We start from the raw sequence: 18,731 nt of genomic DNA on the forward strand, positions 1-18,731 counted from the left end.
GACTCTACCGGACAGGTCGGGCGGTCACGAAATCCGTATTCAGCGCTGGGTCTCGAAGAAGGCCAGCAGTTGGGCGGAGCACTCCTCGGCCAGGACGCCGGGGATGATTTCGGGGCGGTGGTTGAGCCGCCGGTCGCGCATCACGTCGAAGAGCGAGCCCGCCGCGCCGGCCTTCGGGTCGAGGGCGCCGTAGACGACCCGGTCGATCCGGGACAGCACCAGCGCCCCGGCGCACATGGTGCACGGCTCCAGGGTGACGACCAGGGTGCAGCCGCTGAGGCGCCACTCGCCGACGGCCGCGGCCGCCTGCCGGAGCGCCACGACCTCGGCGTGCCCGGTGGGGTCCCCGTCCGCCTCGCGCACGTTGTGGCCCCGGCCGATCACCGTGCCGTCGGGCCCGAGCACGAGCGCCCCGACCGGTACGTCCCCGGTGGAGGTCGCCAGTTCCGCCTCGACCATGGCGAGGCGCATCAGGTCCTTCCACCGGTCGCGCACCGGGTCGGGGCGGACGGGGGCCGGCAGGGGCCGGATCTGCGGGGCAGGTGCGGACGGCATGGCACCAGTGTCGGGCACCGGCTCGGGCGCTACCGAACGGCCTCCAGGACCTCGCCCGCGCCGAGCGCGTCGGCGATCTCGGCGAGCGCGTCGCCGGGCACCGCACCCTCACCGGCCAGTCCCAGCAGCTCCTTGGCGGACAGCCCGAAGTCGGCGAGCAGGTCGGAGTCGCCGAGCGGCCCCGCCTGGGCACCGGCCGGACCGGCGGCGTCCTCGTCCTCGTCCGTGTCGTCCGCGGCCTCCAGCGCGGCCTCCTCGTCGTCCTCGACGTCCGCGACCAGGGCGTCGATGTCGTCGAAGTCCTCGGCCTCGATCAGCTCGTCGGTCAGTACGGAGCCGTACGAGCTGCGCGCCGCGGCGGCGCCGTCGGAGACGAAGATGCGCGGGTCGTCCTCGCCGTCCACGCGGACGACGGCGAACCAGGCGTCCTCCTGTTCGATGAAGACCAGGACGCTGTCGTCGTCCTGGGCAGCCTCGCGGGCCAGGTCGGCCAGGTCGGCCAGGGTTTCGACGTCGTCGAGCTCCGTCTCGCTCACATCCCACCCGCCATCGGTGCGAGCAAGCACTGCAGCGAAGTACGCCACCAGGGACACTCCCAAGATTGGTCTCGGCTGTAGGCGATCTCGGGCGAACGCGGTCTGGCCGCCCCCGCGCCAGAGGCGGTCCGCTGTTCGGACCGTCCCTCCGGCATCGTGACAGAAAGCCCGGCGCTGCGGGGGGTGTTCTGCAGCGCGTCTTTGCAGGTCGTGTCGGAATGGCTGGTCGACGGCCGACGAGTCGCGGACTCCGCCGTCAGATGCGGAAGGTTCGCATCCGCAAGGCCTCGCGCATCCGCCGCTCCTTGGTGCGCCTCGGCTGCACCCGGGCCCGCAGCTCGCGCGCCTCGGCGAGCTCGCGGAGGAACAGGGCGCGGCGCTTGCGGCGCTGCGCCTCGGTCTCGGGGGCGTCGGGCCCCGACTCGTCTGTCGAGCCGGCCCCGGGGTCCGGGTTGCTCTTCATACGGTCCGACTTTCCCAGAAGTGTCCGCTTGATACCACGGCGAAGGTCTCGGTTCGGCTTCCCCGGTTCCGGCCCGTCCACACCTCGTTTCCGGCCGGTCCCGGCGAGTCGTACGCACGTGCCCGTGCCCGTTATGGTCGAGACATGCGTCTCCACGTCGTCGACCACCCCCTGGTCGCCCACAAGCTCTCCACCCTGCGCGACGAGCGCACCGACTCGCCGACCTTCCGCCGGCTGACGGACGAGCTGGTCACCCTGCTCGCCTACGAGGCCACCCGGAACGTCCGGACCGAGCCGGTGGAGGTCACCACCCCGGTCGCCGTCACCACCGGCACCCGGCTGAGCCACCCGCGGCCGCTGGTCGTCCCGATCCTGCGGGCCGGCCTCGGCATGCTGGACGGCATGACCCGGCTGCTGCCGACCGCCGAGGTCGGCTTCCTGGGCATGGTCCGCAACGAGGAGACGCTGGAGGCGTCCACCTACGCGACGCGGATGCCCGACGACCTCTCCGGCCGCCAGGTCTTCGTCCTCGACCCGATGCTGGCCACCGGCGGCACCCTGATCGCCGCCGTCCGGATGCTGCTCGAACGCGGTGCCACGGACGTCACCTGCGTGGTGCTGCTGGCCGCGCCGGAGGGCGTCGCGGTGGTCGAGAAGGAGCTGGCCGGCCAGCCCGTCGAGATCGTCACCGCCGCGCTGGACGAGCGCCTCAACGAGCACGGTTACATCGTCCCCGGCCTCGGCGACGCGGGCGACCGCCTCTACGGCACCGCCGGCTGATCCCACCGCTGCCGGACGGTACGAGCCGGACAGCGCGAAGGGCCCCGCTCCTCCCGGAGGAGCGGGGCCCTTCGCGTGGCGGTCCGGCCGCCGGAGCGGTCAGCAGGAGCCGGGCTGCGGCGAGGGGGTCGGGGACGGCTTGGTGGCCTCGGCCAGGGCCGCGGCCGCCTGGGTCGGGTCGAGCAGGGCGGCGAAGCTGTCCCCGATGACGAAGTCGACCGTGCCGTCCGTCCGGGCGTCGGCGGTCCTGGTGGCGCTCGCCACCTGCGAGCCGAGCAGCGTGGCCGCGCCGAGGCCGGCCGGACCGCTGATCACCTGCACGGTGCCGGGCACCTTCTTGTCCAGCGCGGCCGGCGCGTTGCCCACCTGGCCGACGGTGAAGCCGCGCTTCTTCAGCTCCTCCGCGGTCCGCGCGGCGAGGCCGGACTTGTCGGTGGCGTTGAAGACGTTGACCGTCACCGCCTGCGGCTGCGGGACGGCGGTGCTGGTGGCGCCCGGGGCCGGAGAGGCCCCGGCGGCGGCGCCGTCCGAGGCCGGGGCGGCCAGCGGCTTGCCGGAAGCACCGGGGACCGGGCACGCCTGCGCGGAGGCGTGCCGGCCGCGGAAGACGTCGTAGAGCTGGACGCCGCCGACGGCGACCAGCGACAGGGCGAGCAGGACGCCGATGGCGGCCAGCACCTTGCGGCTCCTGCGGGGAGGGCGGCCCAGGCGGGGGTAGGAGTTACCGGTGATCCGGTACTGCTTCCCCTTCAGTCCCTGGGGGGTCAGCATGCTCACGTCGGTGTCCCCCTCGTGCCAGGACAGGCTCGGTCTCGGGTGCGGCCAAAGGGGCGTGCGCCGGGAAATCGGCCGTTGGTCAGCAGATTAGTGCTACAGCTGCTGTGAAGGTACTAAATGATCATCATCTGGAGTACCCCGGCACCCGAAAGGATGTACCGGCGCCCCTCCGGGGCGTTCGCGGGGGTGTCCGAGAGGTGGTTCGTGCCCGGCCGGCGGCCGGTCAGTCCATCTCCAGGACGCGCGCGTGCAGCACCTGGCGCTGCTGCAGCGCGGCCCGCACCGCGCGGTGCAGGCCGTCCTCCAGGTAGAGGTCGCCGTGCCACTTCACGACATGCGCGAAGAGGTCGCCGTAGAACGTGGAGTCCTCCGCGAGGAGCGTCTCCAGGTCGAGCTGACCCTTGGTGGTGACCAGCTGGTCCAGCCGCACCGGACGCGGCGCGACGTCCGCCCACTGGCGGGTGCTGGTCCGGCCGTGATCCGGGTACGGCCGCCCGTTGCCGATGCGCTTGAAGATCACACGGAAAGCCTACCGTCATGCGGACGGGGGGCGCAGCAAGCGCGGCGTTACCGGTCCGGCTCCGAGTACGGCGGTTTGATGGAGAACATCCGCTTTGCCCGCTCTGCCCGGGAGCCCGCCGAGATGACCGACCCCGCCACCCCCGACGCCGCGGCGCTGCCCGCGTCCGTTCGGGCGATCGCCGACGGCTACGCCTTCACCGGACCCGCACTCGACCTCGGCGCCGCGGTCGACGGCGCCACCGCGTACCCCGGGGCGCAGGTGCGCGTCCCGCTCGGCGTGCTCAACCGGCACGGACTCGTCGCCGGCGCCACCGGCACCGGCAAGACCAAGACCCTCCAGCTGATCGCCGAACAGCTCTCCGCCCAGGGCGTCCCGGTCTTCCTCGCCGACGTCAAGGGCGACGTCTCCGGCATCGCCGCCCCCGGCACGCCGGGCGAGCGGATCGCCGCGCGCGCCGCCGAGGTCGGCCAGCCGTGGACGCCGCAGGGCTGCCCGGCGGAGTTCTACGCCCTCGGCGGGCAGGGCACCGGCATCCCCGTCCGGGCCACCCTCACCAGCTTCGGCCCGCTGCTGCTCGCCAAGGTGCTGGAGCTCAACGAGACCCAGGAGGCCTCGCTCGGCCTGGTCTTCCACTACGCCGACCGCGCGGGCCTGGAGCTCTACGACCTCAAGGACCTCTCGGCCGTCATCGGCTTCCTCACCTCCCCGGAGGGCAAGGAGGAGCTCAAGGGCATCGGCGGGCTGTCCGCCGCCACCGCCGGGGTGATCCTCCGTTCGCTGACCGTGCTCGACAACGAGGGCGCCGGGGCGTTCTTCGGCGAGCCCGAGTTCGACACCGCCGACCTGCTGCGCACCACGGCGGACGGGCGGGGGACGGTCTCCGTGCTGGAGCTCCCCGCGGTGCAGGACCGGCCGCGGCTCTTCTCCACCTTCCTGATGTGGCTGCTCGCCGACCTGTACCAGGAGCTGCCGGAGGTCGGCGACCTCGACCGGCCCAAGCTGGTCTTCTTCTTCGACGAGGCGCACCTGCTCTTCGAGGACGCCTCCAAGGCCTTCCTGGAGGCCATCACCCGGACCGTCCGGCTGATCCGCTCGAAGGGCGTCGGCATCTTCTTCGTCACCCAGACGCCGAAGGACGTCCCCGCCGACGTGCTGGCCCAGCTCGGCAACCGGGTGCAGCACGCGCTGCGGGCCTTCACCCCGGACGACGCCAAGGCGCTCAAGGCCACCGTCTCGACCTTCCCGCGGTCCCCGTACGACCTCGCCGAGGTGCTCACCGGGCTGGGCACCGGCGAGGCGGTGGTCACGGTGCTGTCCGAGCGGGGCGCGCCGACACCGGTCGCGCCGACCCGGCTGCGGGCGCCGCAGTCGCTGATGGGGCCGCTGGAGCCGGCCGCCCTGCGGGCCGCGGTGGACGGCTCGTCGCTGGCGCCGCGCTACCGCGATGCGATCGACCGGGAGTCCGCGTACGAGAAGCTCGCCGCCCGGCCGGCCGTCCGCACGGAGGAGCCGGCCCGGCCGGAGGCCCGCGAGCGGCCCGCACCGGCGGAGCGGCACCGGCCGGAGGCGGCGGACCAGGAGGAGGGCGGGCTGATCGGGTCGCTGCTGCGCAGCCCGGCGCTGAAGTCCTTCGCCCGCTCGGCCGGCACCCAGCTCGGCCGCGAGATCACCCGGAGCATCTTCGGCACCTCGCGGCGCCGCCGGTAGGGCGTTCCTCCGGCGGTGACGGGTGCCGCCGTGCGCCCCTGACCGTCCCTCACGGGAGGAGTGCGGCGCCGATGCGGTCCAGCGAGGAGAGGCGCATCAGGCCGTAGTGGTAGAACTCGACCTCGGGCACGCCCAGCTCGCGCAGGACGGCGATCTTGGCGGCCAGGTTCGCCGGGCCGTCGCAGTCCTCGGCCATCGGGCGGAGGATCACCGCCATCGCCTCCGGGCGGACGCCGTGCAGGGCGAAGGCGGCGACCTTCTCGCGGACGGCCTCCGGGGTGCGGGCGTAGCCGAGGGTCTCGATCTGGTGGGTGGCGCCCGCCAGTGACGGGAGGTCGATGCCGGAGAGCCAGCCCCTGCCGGGCCCGGCGCCGTCCATGAAGGTCAGCCGCATGCCGCCGGCGGCGGCCGTCGCGGCGAGTTCGGCGGCGAGCGTGGTGACGGTGCCGGTGGCCGCGTCCAGGTAGGCGGCGAGGGCGCCGCCGGCGAACTCGTCCAGGGCGGCCGGTGCGGCGGCCCGCTTCTCGTCGGCGAGCCGGGCGCGCAGCTCGTCCCGGACGGCGGCGCGGACCTCCTCGGCGGGGACGCCGGCGGCGGAGGCCGCGGCCAGGCAGTGCGGGCAGAAGCAGATGCCGAGCAGGGCCTCCGCGACGGGCCCGAGGTCCTCGAAGTAGCGCTCGTGGTGGTAGCCGTGGCGCAGGCCGTGGAAGTGCAGGGACTCGGCGCGGACCGCGTCCACGCCGTACCGGCCGAGGTCCTCGACCAGGGTGCGGGCGTACTCGCGGACCTCGGGGTTGGCCGGGCAGAGCTCGGTGAGGTGGCGGTCGCCGAAGGCGTTGGCGGGGGAGCAGTCCGGGTGCTGGAAGCCGAGCCGGTCGTTGTGGCAGAAGACCGTCCAGGCGTGCAGCCTGAGGCCGCGCCGGCCCGCCTCGGCGGCGGCCTCGGCGAACGGGTCGCGGTCGCCGATCGCGGTGGACGGCGCCGGGACGAGGCGCCGGCCGGCCCAGCGCGCCGGGTCGGGACGGAAGTACGCGGCGCCCGGTTCGAGGTAGCGGACCACCCGGCGGGGGTTGTGCGGGAAGACGTCGCGGGCCTCGTGGTAGACCGAGGCGAGGGTCAGGCCGCCCACGCCGGCCCGGTCGGTAAGGTGGCCGAAGAAGGTGTCGGCGCCCTCGTCCAGCAGGTCGGTGGCGAAGGCGAGGACGGACGACTCCACGGGGCGGCTCCGGGGCAGGCTGTGCGGGTGCGGCGGGTGCGTCCTCCACGCTAGCCCGGCACCCGGCATTGGTCTATACCTGATGGGTCGTGGCGGACCCGGCGAGCGAGAGCGGGCGAGGACGGCAATGGCGCCGGTGTACCGGGACTACGACCACGACGAGCTCGCGCGCGAGTACTCGCCGAGCAGCTGCGTCGAGGACATCGCGGTCGAGCTGGCCGCCTACACGGCGCTCAGCCGGGACGCGTACGGGGCGCTGGAGGTCCGCCGCGACCTGCGGTACGGCCCGGCGGAGCCCGAGCTGCTCGACTTCTTCCCGCCCCGTTGCCCCGTCCCGGACGGCGGGGCCCCGCTGCACGTCTTCGTGCACGGCGGGTACTGGCAGGAGCTGGACAAGGCCGACTCCGTGTTCGCCGCACCCGGCTTCACCGCGCGCGGTACCGCCTACGCCGCCGTCGGCTACGGGCTGGCCCCGCACTGGCCGCTGGACGCGATCGTCGACCAGGTCCGCCGGGCGGTGCACTGGCTGCTCGACCACGCCGAGGAGCTCGGCGTCGACCCGGGCCGCGTCCAGCTCAGCGGCAGCTCGGCCGGTGCGCACCTGGCCGCCATGGCCCTGCTCGGACCGGCCGCCCCGAGCGGCCGCCGGGTCTCCGGCGCGGTGCTGCTCAGCGGCATCTACGACCTGGAGCCGATCGCCCTCACCTACGTCAACGACGCGCTCGGCCTGGACGCCGCGGCGGCCCGCCGCAACAGCCCGCTGCACCTGCTCGCCGACCGCCCGGCCCTGCCGCCGCTGCTGCTCGTCCGCGGCGAGCACGAGACCGCCGAGTTCGGACGCCAGCAGGAGGAGTTCGCGGCCGCCGCCCGCCTGGCCGGGGCCGCGGTGGAGACGGCGGTCGCCGCCGGACGCAACCACTTCGACCTGCCGCTCGACCTGGGCCGCGCCGACACCCCGCTCGGCGCGGCGGTGGCGGCGCAGTCGGCTGCCTAGACTTCCGTCGTACCGCCACCCGCAGTGCGACGAAGGAGAAGGTGCCCGGCCCATGACGAACCGTCCGCCGCTGCCCTACGAATTCCTGCCGAAGGTCCCGGCCTTCGAGCTGACCAGCCGTGACCTCACCGAGGGCGCCGTGATGCCGGACGCGCACGTGCACGCGCTCGGCAACGAGTCGCCGCAGCTCGCCTGGTCCGGCTTCCCCGCCGAGACCCGCGGCTTCGCGGTCACCTGCTACGACCCGGACGCGCCCACCGGCAGCGGCTGGTGGCACTGGCTGGCCCTCGACCTGCCCGTCGGCACCACCGAGCTGGCCCGCGGCGCCGGCGCCTCCGACGCCGCGCTGCCCGGCGACGCCTTCCACGCCCGCAACGACTTCCCCGGCCACAAGTACGACGGCGCCGCCCCGCCGCCCGGCCCGGCGCACCGCTACGTCTTCGCCGTGCACGCGCTGGACGTGCCCTCGCTCGGGCTCACCCCGGACACCACGGCCGCCGCGGTCGGCTTCAACATCACCTTCCACACCGTGGCCCGCGCGCTGCTGACCGTGGAGTACGCGAGCAGCTGAGCCGCCGTCCGGCCGGGCCGCCCCCGCGGAGGGAGCGGTCCGGCCGTGCGTTTGTGCCCGGCGCCTTACGGGCGCACCGTGGAGGCATGGACCGCGCCGCGGTGGACTCCAGCTGCCTGCGCTCGGTCGGCCACGACGCCGACCGGCGGGTGCTGGAGATCGAGTTCGCGGCCGGGACGGTTTACCAGTACCGCGGCGTCCCCGCGGAGGCGGTCGCCGGGCTGCTCGCGGCGGACAGCCTCGGCCGGTTCTTCAACCGGGAGATCCGCAACCGCTACCCGTACCGCCGGGTCAGCCCTGCGCCTGCTTCGCGGACTGCGCCGCCTTGGCGGCCTTCTTCGCCTCCTGCTTGAACGCGCGCACCTTCACCAGCGACTCCGGCCCGGTGATGTCCGCGACCGAGCGGAAGGACCCCTCCTCGCCGTATGCGCCGGCCGCCTCGCGCCAGCCCTCGGGGGCGACCCCGTACTGCTTGCCGAGCAGGGCGAGGAAGATCTGCGCCTTCTGCTTGCCGAAGCCGGGCAGCTCGTTCAGCCGCTTCAGCAGCTCGCGGCCGTTCGGTGCGTCCCGCCAGACCGCCTCGGCGTCGCCGTCGTAGTGCTCGACCAGGTACTGGCAGAGCTGCTGCACCCGGTTGGCCATCGAGCCCGGGTAGCGGTGCACGGCGGGCTTCTCGGACAGCAGGGCGGCGAACTCCTCCGGGTCGGCGGCGGCGATCCGGTGCGCGTCCAGGTCGTCGGCGCCGAGCCGCTGCGCGATCGTCCACGGGCCGGTGAACGCCCACTCCATCGGGATCTGCTGGTCCAGCAGCATGCCGGTGAGCGCGGCGAGCGGGCTGCGGCCGAGCAGCTCGTCGGCCTCCGGCTGCTGCGCGAGGTGGACGGTGGTGCTCATCGGGGCGGCCCCAGGGATGTGCGGAGGGACGGTCGGGCCCCTCATCGTCGCAGCCCCGCCGCGGCCGCCGTCCGCAACACGCCACCGCGCAGGAGGGGGCGGCGCACCGGGGCGGCGTCGCGGCTGACGGCGGATCGGGATTTCCGATGACCACCGAGTAGAGATGTCAGCCGGTGTCATAATTCATTCCGCGAACCTCAAATAATGCTCAGAGAATCGTGCCGAATTCAGGCCCGGGGTTACGGAATCAGGATTTCCGGGCTACCTTCCTGCGGGTGTGCGGCCGACCCCCGCCGCACCGGAGAGGCAGCAACGACGATGAGCCCGGACACCACGACGCGCTCGAGCCGGCCCGCCGGGGCCGCCCCCGCCACCCCACCGGGTGCCGCCGGGGACGGCCACCTGAAGGCCGGACTGAAGAACCGCCACCTGTCGATGATCGCCATCGGCGGTGTCATCGGAGCCGGCCTGTTCGTCGGCTCCGGCGCCGGCATCGCCGCCACCGGACCCGGCATCCTGCTCTCGTACACCCTGGCCGGCGCGCTGGTCGTCATGGTGATGCGGATGCTCGGCGAGATGGCCGCGGCCGACCCGCAGAGCGGGTCCTTCTCCGCGTACGCGGACCGCGCGCTCGGCCGCTGGGCCGGCTTCACCATCGGCTGGCTGTACTGGTTCTTCTGGGTCGTCGTGCTGGCCGTGGAGGCCACCGCCGGCGCGAAGATCCTGCACAACTGGGTCCCGGGCGTGCCGCAGTGGGGCTTCGCCCTGCTGGTGATGGCCGTGCTGACCGCCACCAACCTGTTCTCGGTCTCGTCCTACGGCGAGTTCGAGTTCTGGTTCGCCGGCATCAAGGTGGTCGCCATCGCGGCCTTCCTGGTGGTCGGCGGCCTCGCGGTCTTCGGCGTGCTGCCGGACACCACCGCGGTCGGCACGTCCAACCTGCTCGACCACGGCGGCTTCCTGCCGAACGGCATCGGCGCCGTCTTCAGCGGCATGCTGACCGTCGTCTTCGCCTTCATGGGCAGCGAGATCGTCACCCTGGCCGCCGGCGAGTCGCCCGACCCGGCCCGCGCCGTGACCAGGGCCACCAACAGCGTGATCTGGCGCATCGGCGTCTTCTACCTGGGCTCCATCGCCATCGTCGTCACCCTGCTGCCCTGGGACTCCGCGGAGGTCCTGGACAGCCCGTACGTGGCGGTGCTCAAGCACGTCGGCATCCCCGGGGCCGCCCCGCTGATGGACCTCATCGTGCTCACCGCGGTGCTGTCCTGCCTGAACTCCGGCCTCTACACGGCGTCCCGGATGGCGTTCTCGCTCGGGCAGCGCGGTGACGCGCCGAAGGCCTTCGCCAAGGTCACCGGCCGAGGCGTGCCGCTCACCGCGATCCTCGCCTCGGTGGTCTTCGGATTCGTCGCGGTGTTCTTCAACTACGAGTTCCCGGACACCGTCTTCAAGTTCCTGCTGAATTCCTCCGGTGCCGTCGCGCTCTTCGTCTGGCTCGTGATCAGCGTCTCCCAGCTCCGTATGCGGAGGATCATCGAGCGGGAATCCCCGGAGAAGCTCACCGTCCGGATGTGGCTCTTCCCGTACCTCACCTGGGCCACGATCGGAATGATCGCCTTCGTGGTGGCGTACATGTTCACCACCCACGACGGTCGGATGCAGATGGTGCTGTCGCTGGTCGCCGCCGCGGTGGCGCTGGTCGCCGCACAGGTGGTGCACCGCCGCAAGGCGGCGGTTGACACGTCCTCCTGACGGTCCATCGAACACTTCCGCGATTGCGCCGGGCGGGCGACAGGCGGCCTGTCGCCGCCGCAGGAGCTCCCGCGCGGACCGCACGATGAACCGACGAGCAGATGGTCGGCCCCGGCCGGTACTCCCCGTACCGGTCGGGGCCGACCTGCTCGTCCGTGCGGTCCCGCCGCGCCGCCGACCGCGGCCGCCGGACCGCGCGCCACGCGCATCGCAGGCTGACGGCGGGTCGCAGGAGGCTCCGTGCACCGTTCCAGATTCCTCTCGTCCGCGCTCGCCCTGGGCGCCTCGGCGGTGCTGCTGGCCGGCGCCGCGGCCGCCCCCGCCGGCGCCGCGCCACCGGGCCTGGTGACCGTCGCCGACCCGGCCCAGTACGTGAACGCCCACGTCGGCACCAGACAGGGCGCTCCGGACTTCGGCAACGGCGGCGGCGCCGGCAACACCTTCCCCGGCGCGTCCGCCCCGCTCGGCATGGTGCAGTGGAGCCCCGACACCGCCACCTACCAGCACGGCGGCTACTCCTACGACGACCACCGGATCAGCGGGTTCAGCCTCACCCACATCTCCGGCGCGGGCTGCGGCGACTACGGCACCACGCCGTTCATGCCCGTCCTGGACGGCCGGCCGGTCGCCCACTCCGACTTCTCGCACGCCGACGAGACCACCGCCCCCGGCTCCTACGCCGTCACCTTCGCCAACGGGCTGAGGACCGAACTCGCGGCCACCCAGCGCTCCGGCATCGCCCGCTTCACCTACCCGGCGGGCCACACCGCCTCGCTCACCGTCGACGCCGGCAAGGCCTTCAACAGCGCCACCGGCTCGATCACCATCGGCACCGACACCCTCACCGGCTGGACGGAGAGCGGCGGCTTCTGCGGCACCGGCAACCGCTACCGGGTCTACTTCCACGCCCAGTTCGACCGGCCGTTCAGCAGCGCCGGGATCGTCCGCACCGGCGGCGCCGAGCAGGGCGGGGTGGACACCTCCCGGCGCAGTGCCACCGGCGCGAGCGAGGGCATCGCCCCGCAGCCCGCCCGCACCGAGGAGGACCGCGAACGCCGCTCCGGCCAGGGCGGCGACCCGCACCCCGACCGGGAGCGGGCCGCCTCCGGCGCGCAGGCCCTGGTCTCCTTCGACACCGGCCAGGACCGCACCGTCACCGCCCGGGTCGGCCTCTCCTTCGTCAGCGCCGACGGCGCCCGCGCCAACCTGCTCGCCGAGCAGCGCGCCGCCGCCTTCGACGAGGTCCGCACCGCCGCCCGCGCCACCTGGAACGACCTGCTCGGCCGGATCGCCGTCGACGGCGGCACCACCACCCAGCGGCGCATCCTCTACACCGCGCTGTACCACGCACTGCTGCACCCCAGCGCGATCAGCGACACCGACGGCCGCTACCCCGGCTTCGACGGGAAGGTCCGCACCGCGCGGCCCGGCCACACCCAGTACGCCGACTTCTCCGGCTGGGACGTCTACCGCTCGCAGGTCCAACTGCTCGCGCTGCTCGACCCGGCCCGGGCCGCCGACGTCGCCCAGTCCGTCGCCGACCAGGGCGCGAGCGCCGGCTACTTCGACCGCTGGACCCTCGCCAACGGCGGTACCGGCGTGATGGTCGGCGACCCGCTGCCGATCATCGCCAGTTCGATCCAGGCCTTCGGCGGCACCGACTTCGACGCGGCCGGCCTGCTGCGGACCGCCACCGCCGGCAGCCGCGACAACCGCCAGCGGCCCGGCCACGGCCCGTACGACACCATCGGCTTCGTCCCGGCCGACGCCGGCGGGGTCTGGGGCTCCGCCGCCACCACGCTGGAGTACACCAGCGCGGACTTCGCGCTCGCCCAACTCGCCGACCGGATCGGCGACACCGCCGCCCGCGACGCCCTGATGCACCGCTCCGCGAACTGGCGCAACCTGATCAACAGCGGCAGCGGCTGGATCCAGCCCCGGGACACCGACCACTCCTGGCCGGACTTCCGGCCCGCCCAGCAGGACCAGTTCGTCGAGGGCAGCGCCGCGCAGTACGCCTGGATGGTCCCCTACAACCACCGCGGGCTGTTCGACGCGATGGGCGGCGACGCGGCCGCGGCCGCCCGCCTGGACGACTTCTTCGGCGAGCTCAACGCCGGACCCGACTCCGAGCACGCCTACCTCGGCAACGAGCCCTCCGCGAACGCCCCCTGGGCCTACGCCTACGCCGGCCGCCCCTACCGCACCCAGGACGTGGTGCGCCGGGCGCTGACCACGCTGTTCGCCGACGCGCCGGACGGCGAGCCGGGCAACGACGACCTCGGGCAGATGTCCTCCTGGGTGGTCTGGGCGGCGCTCGGGATGTACCCGCAGGCCCCCGGCCGGTCCGAACTCGTGCTGGCCAGCCCGCTGTTCCCGGGGATCACGATCCGCCGCGGCAACGGCGCGGTGATCGACGTGGGCGCTCCGGGCGCCTCCGCCGACGTCCGCTACGTGCACGCGCTCGCCGTGGACGGCACCGCGAGCAACCGGCCCTGGCTGAGCGAGGACCTCGTCCGCCGCGGCGGCACGCTGGCCTACACCCTCGCCGACACGCCCGACCCGGCCTGGGGCAGCGCCCGCGCGGACGCGCCGCCGTCCTTCGACGTCGGCCCGGCCCGCCCGGCCACCGGCGCGGTCACCGGTCTCGGCGCCAAGTGCGTGGACGTGCGGGGCAGTTCGACCGAGGACGGCACCCCCGTCCAGCTGTCCGAGTGCACCGGCGCCGCCGCCCAGCAGTGGACCACCGCCGCCGACGGCACCCTCCGCGCCCTCGGCAAGTGCCTCGATGTGGACGGCAGTTCGGTCTTCAACGGGGCAGCCGTCCAGCTCTGGGACTGCAACGGCACCGGCGCCCAGCAGTGGTGGCCGCGCGCCGACGGCTCACTGCTCAACCCGCCCTCCGGCCGCTGCCTGGACCTGCCCGGCAGCAACACCACGAGCGGCACCCGGCTGCAACTGTGGGACTGCAACGGCACCGGCGCCCAGCGCTGGACCGTGCCCGCCTGACACGGAGGACCGACATGACCGACCCGTCCGCAGGCGCAGCCGACCGGGAGCTCTCCCGGGAGCGCGCCGACCTGCTGGAGACCCTCGACAAGCACCGCGGCTTCCTCCGCTTCACCGTCCGCAACCTCACCGACGACCAGGCCGCACGGCGCACCACCGCCAGCGAGCTCTGCCTCGGCGGCCTGATCAAGCACGTCACCGGCGTCGAGGCGCGCTGGATGCGCTTCGCGGTCGGCGGCGCGGCCGCCATGCGCAGCGAACCCGTCGACTGGGAGGGCCAGTTCCGGATGGGCGAGGGCGAGACCCTGGCCGGGTTGCTGGACGCCTACGAGCGGACGGCGGCCGAGACCGACCGGCTGGTCGCCGACCTGGACCTGGACGCGGCGCACGCGCTGCCCGAGGCGCCCTGGTTCGAACCGGGCGCCACCTGGTCCGTCCGGCGGGTGCTGCTGCACGTCATCGCCGAGACCTCCCAGCACGCCGGGCACGCCGACATCATCCGCGAATCCCTGGACGGGGCCCGGACCATGGGCTGACCCGGCCCCGCCCGCCCGCCCGCTCACGACACGAGGAGACAGAATGGCCGTGCAACCCGAGGGCACCCCCTGCTGGGTCGACGCGATGTTCCACGACGTGGAGGGTGCCAAGAGCTTCTACGGCGCCGTCCTCGGCTGGACCTTCGACGAGCCCTCCGCCGAGTTCGGCGGCTACACCCAGGCCCACAAGGACGGCAGGGCGGTCGCCGGGCTCGTCCCGCCGATGCCGGGCGAGGAGATGCCCACCGCCTGGTGCCTCTACTTCGCCTCGCCGGACGCCGCCGCCACCGCCGGGCGGATCCGCGCCGCCGGCGGCGAGCTCATGACGGAACCCGTGCAGGTCGGCGACCTCGGCACCATGGCCCTCGCCCGCGAACCGGGCGGGGCGGTCTTCGGCGTCTGGCAGGGCGCCGCCCACCAGGGCTTCGAGAAGGTCGGCGAGCCCGGCGCCTACGCCTGGGCCGAGCTCTGCACCCGCGACACCGCCCGCGCCGACTCCTTCCTGATGGAGGTGTTCCCGTACCACGCCCAGCAGATGGACGGCGGGAACGAGATCGACTACCGGGTCTTCACCATCGGTGAGAACCCGGTGCTCGGCCGGATGGAGATGGGCTCCGACTTCCCCGCCGAGCTGCCGCCGTTCATCAGCGTCTACTTCGGCGTCGACGACTGCGACGCCGCCGCGGCCAGGGCCACCGAGCTCGGCGGCAAGCTCGTCTTCGGGCCGATGGACAGCCCGTTCGGCCGCTTCGCCTCCCTCGTCGACCCGCAGAACGCGGCCTTCGCCGTGATCGACACGGCCCGCACCGCGGGCGAGATGCCCGCCATGACGGACGTGGTCTGACGCCGCGGCCTCCCGCTCCACCCGGCCCCGCCGGCCGGCCCCGCCCGGGCCCCGGCGGGGCCGGTCCACGCCCGGGTGCCTGCCCGTACCCGGTCCGCGCCCGTGCCCGCCGCTCACGCCGGGGAGGCGAACACCTGCGTCCACCAGGGCCCGCCCGCCCCGAAGTTCACGCCGACCCCGATCACGGTGAAGTGGCAGTTGAGGATGTTCGCGCGGTGGCCCTCGCTGTGCATCCAGGCGTCCATCACCGCCGCCGGGTCCGGCTGGCCGTACGCGATGTTCTCGCCCCACCACCCCGGCGTGTAGCCCGCGGCGCGCAGCCGGCTGTCGGCGTGCCGGCCCTCCGGGTCCGCGTGCTCGAAGTAGTGCCGCGCCACCATGTCGTCCGAGTGCGCCATCGCCGCCGCCGACACCTTGGCGTCCAGGGCGACCGGGCCGCAGCCCGCCTTCGCCCGCTCCGCGTTGGTCAGCGCCGTTACCTCCTCGGCGAACTGCGCGGCCTTCCCGGTCGGCGCCGAACCGGCCGGCTGCTTCGCGGGCGCCGCCGGGGCCTTCGACGCCTTGGCGCTCTTCGAGGCCGACGCGGACGCGCTCGGCGAGGCCGGGGCCGAGACGGAGGGCGACGTCGACGGCGAGGCCGATCCCGTCGAGGGCGAGGCGGACACCGGGGCCGGCCCGGACGCGGAGGACGCGGGCGTCGGCGCCAACTGCACCGAGGCCGCTGCCGTGGCGCCCGTCCCGTCCGGGCCGCCCGAGGAGGCCAGCGTGTACGCCGCCGAGCAGGCCAGCACCAGCGCGGCCGCCCCGGCCGCCGCCGCCACCCGCCGGCTGCCGCCCGCCCGCCGCCGGGAACGGCGGCGCGCCGCCCGGCCGCCGGCCGCCGCGGCCGGACCGCGACCGCCCGAGCCGTCCCCGTCCACGGGGTGGGGAGGGAGGTGGAACGGGGTCGTCGGGTGGTCGTTCATACTGGGCTGCTCCCTGGGCCGATTCGCGCCGGTGTTCGTGCCGACGCCCTGGGAGACCACGCCACGGGGGCGTCATAACGGAAAAGAACCGCGGCGGATCACACACCCGGATTCCCGTTATCCGGTCCGGCCGCCCGGGTCTCCGTCCAGTGGGGGCCGTGGCTTGAGGACGAGCGAGGACAGGGCACATGGGCAACGACGGCGCAATGGACACCGAGGTGGTCGAGGCGGCGCAGGCCGGCGACGGGGCGGCCCGCGACCGGCTGGTCGCCGACTGCCTGCCGCTCGTCTACAACATCGTCGGCCGGGCCATGAACGGCCATCCCGACGTGGACGACGTCGTCCAGGAGACCATGATCCGCATGGTCGGCGGCCTGTCCGGCCTGCGCGACACCGGCGCCTTCCGCTCCTGGCTGGTCGCCGTCGCCATGAACGAGGTGCGCCGCAGCCGCAACGCCCGGCAGACCGGGCCCGTCCCCGACATCGAGGGCATGGCCCAGGTCGCCGACCCGGCCGGCGACTTCGTCGACCTCACCGTGCTGCGCCTGGGTCTGTCCGGCCAGCGCCGCGAGGTCACCGAGGCGACCCGCTGGCTGGACGACCGGGACCGTGACCTGCTCTCGCTCTGGTGGCTGGAGGCCGCAGGCCGGATCACCCGCACCGAGCTCGCCGAGGCGCTGGAACTCTCCCCGCAGCACACCGCCGTCCGGGTGCAGCGGATGAAGGAGCAGCTGGAGGTCGGCCGCACCGTCGTCCGGGCGCTCTCCGCCGAGCCGCCCTGCCCCTCCCTCGGCGAGCTCACCGCCGCCTGGGACGGCCGCCCAAGCGCGCTCTGGCGCAAGCGAATAGCCCGCCACCTGCGGGCCTGCCGAATCTGCGAGGGTGCGGGCCGCGGCCTCGTCCCCGCCGAGGGACTGCTCGCCGGCCTCGTCCTGGTGGTGCCGATGCACGGCTTCACGCTCGGCCCGGAGTTCTTCGCGGCCAAGTTCGCCGCCCTGCCCGGGCCGGGAGCGGCGGTCTCCTCCGCGCTGTCCCACGCCGGCTCCGCGGCCGTGCCGCCGGCGCCGTCCGGGGTGGGCGGCCGGGTGCTCGACCTGGTCGGGCCGCGCGGGACGCGGAGCCTGCGCCGGGCCGCCCGGCGCCGGGCCCGCCGCGCCCTCCAGGCCGCCGGGGCGGTCGCCGTCACCGCCGCCGTCCTCGGTGTCGTCCGCGGTCTCCCCGGCGAGGCCGCCCCGCCGCCGCCCGTCCCCTCGGTCTCCGCCGCGGGGCCGCAGACCGTCGTCCTCGACGTGCCGGCGCCCTCGCCGTCGCCGACCACGGCCCCGCCCAGCCCCTCCCCGTCGCCCTCGGCGAGCCCGAGCCCCACGCCGCGCAGCCCGGAACGGCAGCTCGTCGACCTGATCAACGCCGAGCGGGCCAAGCGCGGCTGCCGTGCGCTGCGCGTCGACGCCAAGCTGCACAGCGCCGCCCAGCGGCACTCCGAGGACATGTCGGCCCGCCGCTACTTCGACCACGACGACCCCTCCGGCCGCGGCCCGCAGAGCCGGATCGACGCGGCCGGCTACCAGTGGCGGGCCTGGGGCGAGAACATCGACCAGCGGCGCAAGGCCCCCGCCGACGTCTTCGACGACTGGATGGACGACGACTACCACCAGCAGAACATGCTCGACTGCCGCTACCTCGACGCCGGCGTCGGCACCGCCCCCGACCCGGCCGGCGGCCTGCTGTGGACCCTGGACGTCGGCACCCCGGCCTGATGACCCCCGGCGTCCGGCCCGGGGATCGTCAGCCGGGCCGGACGGAGGTCCAACCCCGCCGGTGCAGCCGCTCGATGCCGTCCAGCAGCAGGTCGAGGGCGAACTCGAACTCGAAGAGGTCGTCGCAGCCGGCGCCGACCACCGACCCCCCGTCGTGCGCGGCGCCCGCCGTGGCGATCGCCACGACGTGCGGGTAGCGGGCGGCCGCCTCGCGCAGCACCGCCGCCTGCACCTCCGGGTCGGCCGAGGGCGGGGGAGCGGGGAACAGCTCCTGGGTGAAGCCCCACACCCGGCCGCCCAGGGCGTGCATCGCGTGGTGGGTGAGGTCGGCCGAGAGGCCGCCGGCCAGGAACATCCCGATGACCGAGTCGAGGTGGCCGAGCGTGCCGGGCGTCGGCCCGGGCCGTGACTCCACCACCCGCGCGGCCCACGGGTGGCGCAGCAGCGCCTGCCGGGTGGCGAGGACCCGCCCGCGGACGGCGGACTTCCAGTCGGCGTCCTCGGCCGGGGCCCCGACCTCGCCGACGACGACGTCGACCATGCCGTCGAGCAGCTGCTCCTTGTTGGCCACGTGCTTGTAGAGCGCCATCGGGACGACCCCGAGCTCCTGGGCGAGGCTGCGCATGCTCAGCGCCTCGATGCCGGCCCGGTCCGCCAGCGCGACGGCGGTGCGCAGCACCCGGTCCCTGTTGAGCGGGGTCCGCCGACCGCCGTCCGTCTGCCGGCTCATCTCCGACCGCCTCTCCTCCGGGCGTCCGGGGCCGGACACCCCTTGACCGGTGTACGGCGTACACCCTACCGTTCCCAGCAGAGGTGTACGCCGTACACCTCCGTCGGTGCCGCGCTGCC

At 74.4% G+C, this 18,731-nt stretch carries 19 protein-coding genes; 10 read left to right on the top strand and 9 right to left on the bottom strand.

The genetic code is table 11. From position 1 onward, the window contains the following. Positions 1-39: 39 nt before the first annotated feature. The 3 genes from tadA to IE98_RS0126685 form a co-directional block, all read right to left on the bottom strand. The gene (gene tadA / locus IE98_RS0126675; RefSeq protein WP_052391005.1) at positions 40-555 is read right to left on the bottom strand and encodes a tRNA adenosine(34) deaminase TadA; all 516 of its coding nucleotides are present in this window, start codon (positions 553-555) and stop codon (positions 40-42) included. Between the two features lie 29 nt (positions 556-584). Then, complete coding sequence (locus IE98_RS0126680) at positions 585-1,139, bottom strand: hypothetical protein (protein WP_030273178.1); 555 nt, start codon at positions 1,137-1,139, stop codon at positions 585-587. A gap of 208 nt (positions 1,140-1,347) precedes the next feature. Then, positions 1,348-1,554 (bottom strand): hypothetical protein, encoded by a 207-nt coding sequence (locus IE98_RS0126685; RefSeq protein WP_043175180.1) that lies wholly within the window; start codon positions 1,552-1,554, stop codon positions 1,348-1,350. 144 nt (positions 1,555-1,698) lie between these two features. Between IE98_RS0126685 and upp the strand changes: the two genes are divergently transcribed. Further along, positions 1,699-2,334 (top strand): uracil phosphoribosyltransferase, encoded by a 636-nt coding sequence (gene upp / locus IE98_RS0126690; protein WP_030273182.1) that lies wholly within the window; start codon positions 1,699-1,701, stop codon positions 2,332-2,334. A gap of 99 nt (positions 2,335-2,433) precedes the next feature. On the opposite strand, the gene IE98_RS0126695 is transcribed toward upp, so the two are convergent. Beyond that, the gene (locus tag IE98_RS0126695; protein ID WP_030273184.1) at positions 2,434-3,105 is read right to left on the bottom strand and encodes a LytR C-terminal domain-containing protein; all 672 of its coding nucleotides are present in this window, start codon (positions 3,103-3,105) and stop codon (positions 2,434-2,436) included. A gap of 229 nt (positions 3,106-3,334) precedes the next feature. Beyond that, positions 3,335-3,631, bottom strand: coding sequence for a type II toxin-antitoxin system VapB family antitoxin (locus tag IE98_RS0126700; RefSeq protein WP_030273186.1), 297 nt, complete (start codon positions 3,629-3,631; stop codon positions 3,335-3,337). A gap of 123 nt (positions 3,632-3,754) precedes the next feature. On the opposite strand from IE98_RS0126700, the gene IE98_RS0126705 reads away from it, so the two are divergent. Continuing rightward, positions 3,755-5,341 (top strand): helicase HerA-like domain-containing protein, encoded by a 1,587-nt coding sequence (locus IE98_RS0126705; RefSeq protein WP_030273188.1) that lies wholly within the window; start codon positions 3,755-3,757, stop codon positions 5,339-5,341. Between the two features lie 49 nt (positions 5,342-5,390). Here IE98_RS0126705 and IE98_RS0126710 read toward each other — a convergent pair whose 3' ends face one another. After that, positions 5,391-6,557: a hypothetical protein gene (locus IE98_RS0126710; protein WP_030273189.1), complete on the bottom strand. Its 1,167-nt coding sequence runs from the start codon at positions 6,555-6,557 to the stop codon at positions 5,391-5,393. Positions 6,558-6,684: 127 nt separating this feature from the next. Here IE98_RS0126710 and IE98_RS0126715 point away from each other — a divergent pair, with 127 nt between their 5' ends. The 3 genes from IE98_RS0126715 to IE98_RS46775 all read left to right on the top strand — a co-directional run bounded on the left by IE98_RS0126715 (position 6,685) and on the right by IE98_RS46775 (position 8,475). Beyond that, positions 6,685-7,551: an alpha/beta hydrolase gene (locus IE98_RS0126715; RefSeq protein WP_030273190.1), complete on the top strand. Its 867-nt coding sequence runs from the start codon at positions 6,685-6,687 to the stop codon at positions 7,549-7,551. A gap of 52 nt (positions 7,552-7,603) precedes the next feature. After that, a complete protein-coding gene (locus IE98_RS0126720; RefSeq protein ID WP_030273192.1) occupies positions 7,604-8,122 on the top strand; it encodes a YbhB/YbcL family Raf kinase inhibitor-like protein in 519 nt (172 codons plus the stop codon). Between the two features lie 86 nt (positions 8,123-8,208). Continuing rightward, positions 8,209-8,475, top strand: coding sequence for a KTSC domain-containing protein (locus IE98_RS46775; protein ID WP_078661326.1), 267 nt, complete (start codon positions 8,209-8,211; stop codon positions 8,473-8,475). Here IE98_RS46775 and IE98_RS0126725 read toward each other — a convergent pair. Continuing rightward, a complete protein-coding gene (locus IE98_RS0126725) occupies positions 8,414-9,016 on the bottom strand; it encodes an HhH-GPD-type base excision DNA repair protein (RefSeq protein WP_030273194.1) in 603 nt (200 codons plus the stop codon). The genes IE98_RS46775 and IE98_RS0126725 overlap by 62 nt on opposite strands. A gap of 318 nt (positions 9,017-9,334) precedes the next feature. Here IE98_RS0126725 and IE98_RS0126730 point away from each other — a divergent pair, with 318 nt between their 5' ends. From IE98_RS0126730 to IE98_RS0126745, 4 genes are all read left to right on the top strand, one after another. Then, positions 9,335-10,771: an amino acid permease gene (locus tag IE98_RS0126730; protein ID WP_030273195.1), complete on the top strand. Its 1,437-nt coding sequence runs from the start codon at positions 9,335-9,337 to the stop codon at positions 10,769-10,771. A gap of 240 nt (positions 10,772-11,011) precedes the next feature. Further along, on the top strand, positions 11,012-13,780 hold the full coding sequence (locus tag IE98_RS49420; RefSeq protein ID WP_078661327.1) for a lectin: 2,769 nt from the start codon (positions 11,012-11,014) through the stop codon (positions 13,778-13,780). Between the two features lie 14 nt (positions 13,781-13,794). Further along, complete coding sequence (locus IE98_RS0126740) at positions 13,795-14,316, top strand: DinB family protein (RefSeq protein ID WP_030273198.1); 522 nt, start codon at positions 13,795-13,797, stop codon at positions 14,314-14,316. A 43-nt stretch (positions 14,317-14,359) separates the two neighbouring features. Then, positions 14,360-15,160 carry a VOC family protein gene (locus IE98_RS0126745; RefSeq protein ID WP_030273200.1) on the top strand — a complete coding sequence of 267 codons (801 nt, stop codon included), beginning with the start codon at positions 14,360-14,362 and terminating at the stop codon, positions 15,158-15,160. Between the two features lie 113 nt (positions 15,161-15,273). Here the strand turns inward: IE98_RS0126745 and IE98_RS0126750 are convergent, their stop codons facing one another. After that, the gene (locus IE98_RS0126750; RefSeq protein WP_052391006.1) at positions 15,274-16,125 is read right to left on the bottom strand and encodes a CAP domain-containing protein; all 852 of its coding nucleotides are present in this window, start codon (positions 16,123-16,125) and stop codon (positions 15,274-15,276) included. A 188-nt stretch (positions 16,126-16,313) separates the two neighbouring features. Here IE98_RS0126750 and IE98_RS0126755 point away from each other — a divergent pair, with 188 nt between their 5' ends. Beyond that, the gene (locus tag IE98_RS0126755; RefSeq protein ID WP_030273204.1) at positions 16,314-17,882 is read left to right on the top strand and encodes a sigma-70 family RNA polymerase sigma factor; all 1,569 of its coding nucleotides are present in this window, start codon (positions 16,314-16,316) and stop codon (positions 17,880-17,882) included. Between the two features lie 28 nt (positions 17,883-17,910). Here the strand turns inward: IE98_RS0126755 and IE98_RS0126760 are convergent, their stop codons facing one another. Further along, a complete protein-coding gene (locus IE98_RS0126760) occupies positions 17,911-18,612 on the bottom strand; it encodes a TetR/AcrR family transcriptional regulator C-terminal domain-containing protein (RefSeq protein WP_030273206.1) in 702 nt (233 codons plus the stop codon). Positions 18,613-18,731 lie beyond the last annotated feature (119 nt).

The organism is Streptomyces sp. NRRL B-24484 (assembly GCF_000717715.1).
GTDB lineage: Bacteria > Actinomycetota > Actinomycetes > Streptomycetales > Streptomycetaceae > Kitasatospora.

What these genes read in the sequence shown, in the direction of transcription:
- IE98_RS0126740 (WP_030273198.1), top strand. Translation starts at nt 13,795, where the DNA reads ATGACCGACCCGTCCGCAGGCGCAGCCGACCGGGAGCTCTCCCGGGAG.
- IE98_RS0126730 (WP_030273195.1), top strand. Translation starts at nt 9,335, where the DNA reads ATGAGCCCGGACACCACGACGCGCTCGAGCCGGCCCGCCGGGGCCGCC.
- IE98_RS0126725 (WP_030273194.1), bottom strand. Translation starts at nt 9,016, where the DNA reads ATGAGCACCACCGTCCACCTCGCGCAGCAGCCGGAGGCCGACGAGCTG.
- IE98_RS0126755 (WP_030273204.1), top strand. Translation starts at nt 16,314, where the DNA reads ATGGGCAACGACGGCGCAATGGACACCGAGGTGGTCGAGGCGGCGCAG.
- IE98_RS0126705 (WP_030273188.1), top strand. Translation starts at nt 3,755, where the DNA reads ATGACCGACCCCGCCACCCCCGACGCCGCGGCGCTGCCCGCGTCCGTT.
- IE98_RS0126760 (WP_030273206.1), bottom strand. Translation starts at nt 18,612, where the DNA reads ATGAGCCGGCAGACGGACGGCGGTCGGCGGACCCCGCTCAACAGGGAC.
- IE98_RS0126745 (WP_030273200.1), top strand. Translation starts at nt 14,360, where the DNA reads ATGGCCGTGCAACCCGAGGGCACCCCCTGCTGGGTCGACGCGATGTTC.
- IE98_RS0126720 (WP_030273192.1), top strand. Translation starts at nt 7,604, where the DNA reads ATGACGAACCGTCCGCCGCTGCCCTACGAATTCCTGCCGAAGGTCCCG.
- IE98_RS0126685 (WP_043175180.1), bottom strand. Translation starts at nt 1,554, where the DNA reads ATGAAGAGCAACCCGGACCCCGGGGCCGGCTCGACAGACGAGTCGGGG.
- IE98_RS46775 (WP_078661326.1), top strand. Translation starts at nt 8,209, where the DNA reads ATGGACCGCGCCGCGGTGGACTCCAGCTGCCTGCGCTCGGTCGGCCAC.
- tadA (WP_052391005.1), bottom strand. Translation starts at nt 555, where the DNA reads ATGCCGTCCGCACCTGCCCCGCAGATCCGGCCCCTGCCGGCCCCCGTC.
- IE98_RS0126715 (WP_030273190.1), top strand. Translation starts at nt 6,685, where the DNA reads ATGGCGCCGGTGTACCGGGACTACGACCACGACGAGCTCGCGCGCGAG.
- IE98_RS0126695 (WP_030273184.1), bottom strand. Translation starts at nt 3,105, where the DNA reads ATGCTGACCCCCCAGGGACTGAAGGGGAAGCAGTACCGGATCACCGGT.
- IE98_RS0126750 (WP_052391006.1), bottom strand. Translation starts at nt 16,125, where the DNA reads ATGAACGACCACCCGACGACCCCGTTCCACCTCCCTCCCCACCCCGTG.
- upp (WP_030273182.1), top strand. Translation starts at nt 1,699, where the DNA reads ATGCGTCTCCACGTCGTCGACCACCCCCTGGTCGCCCACAAGCTCTCC.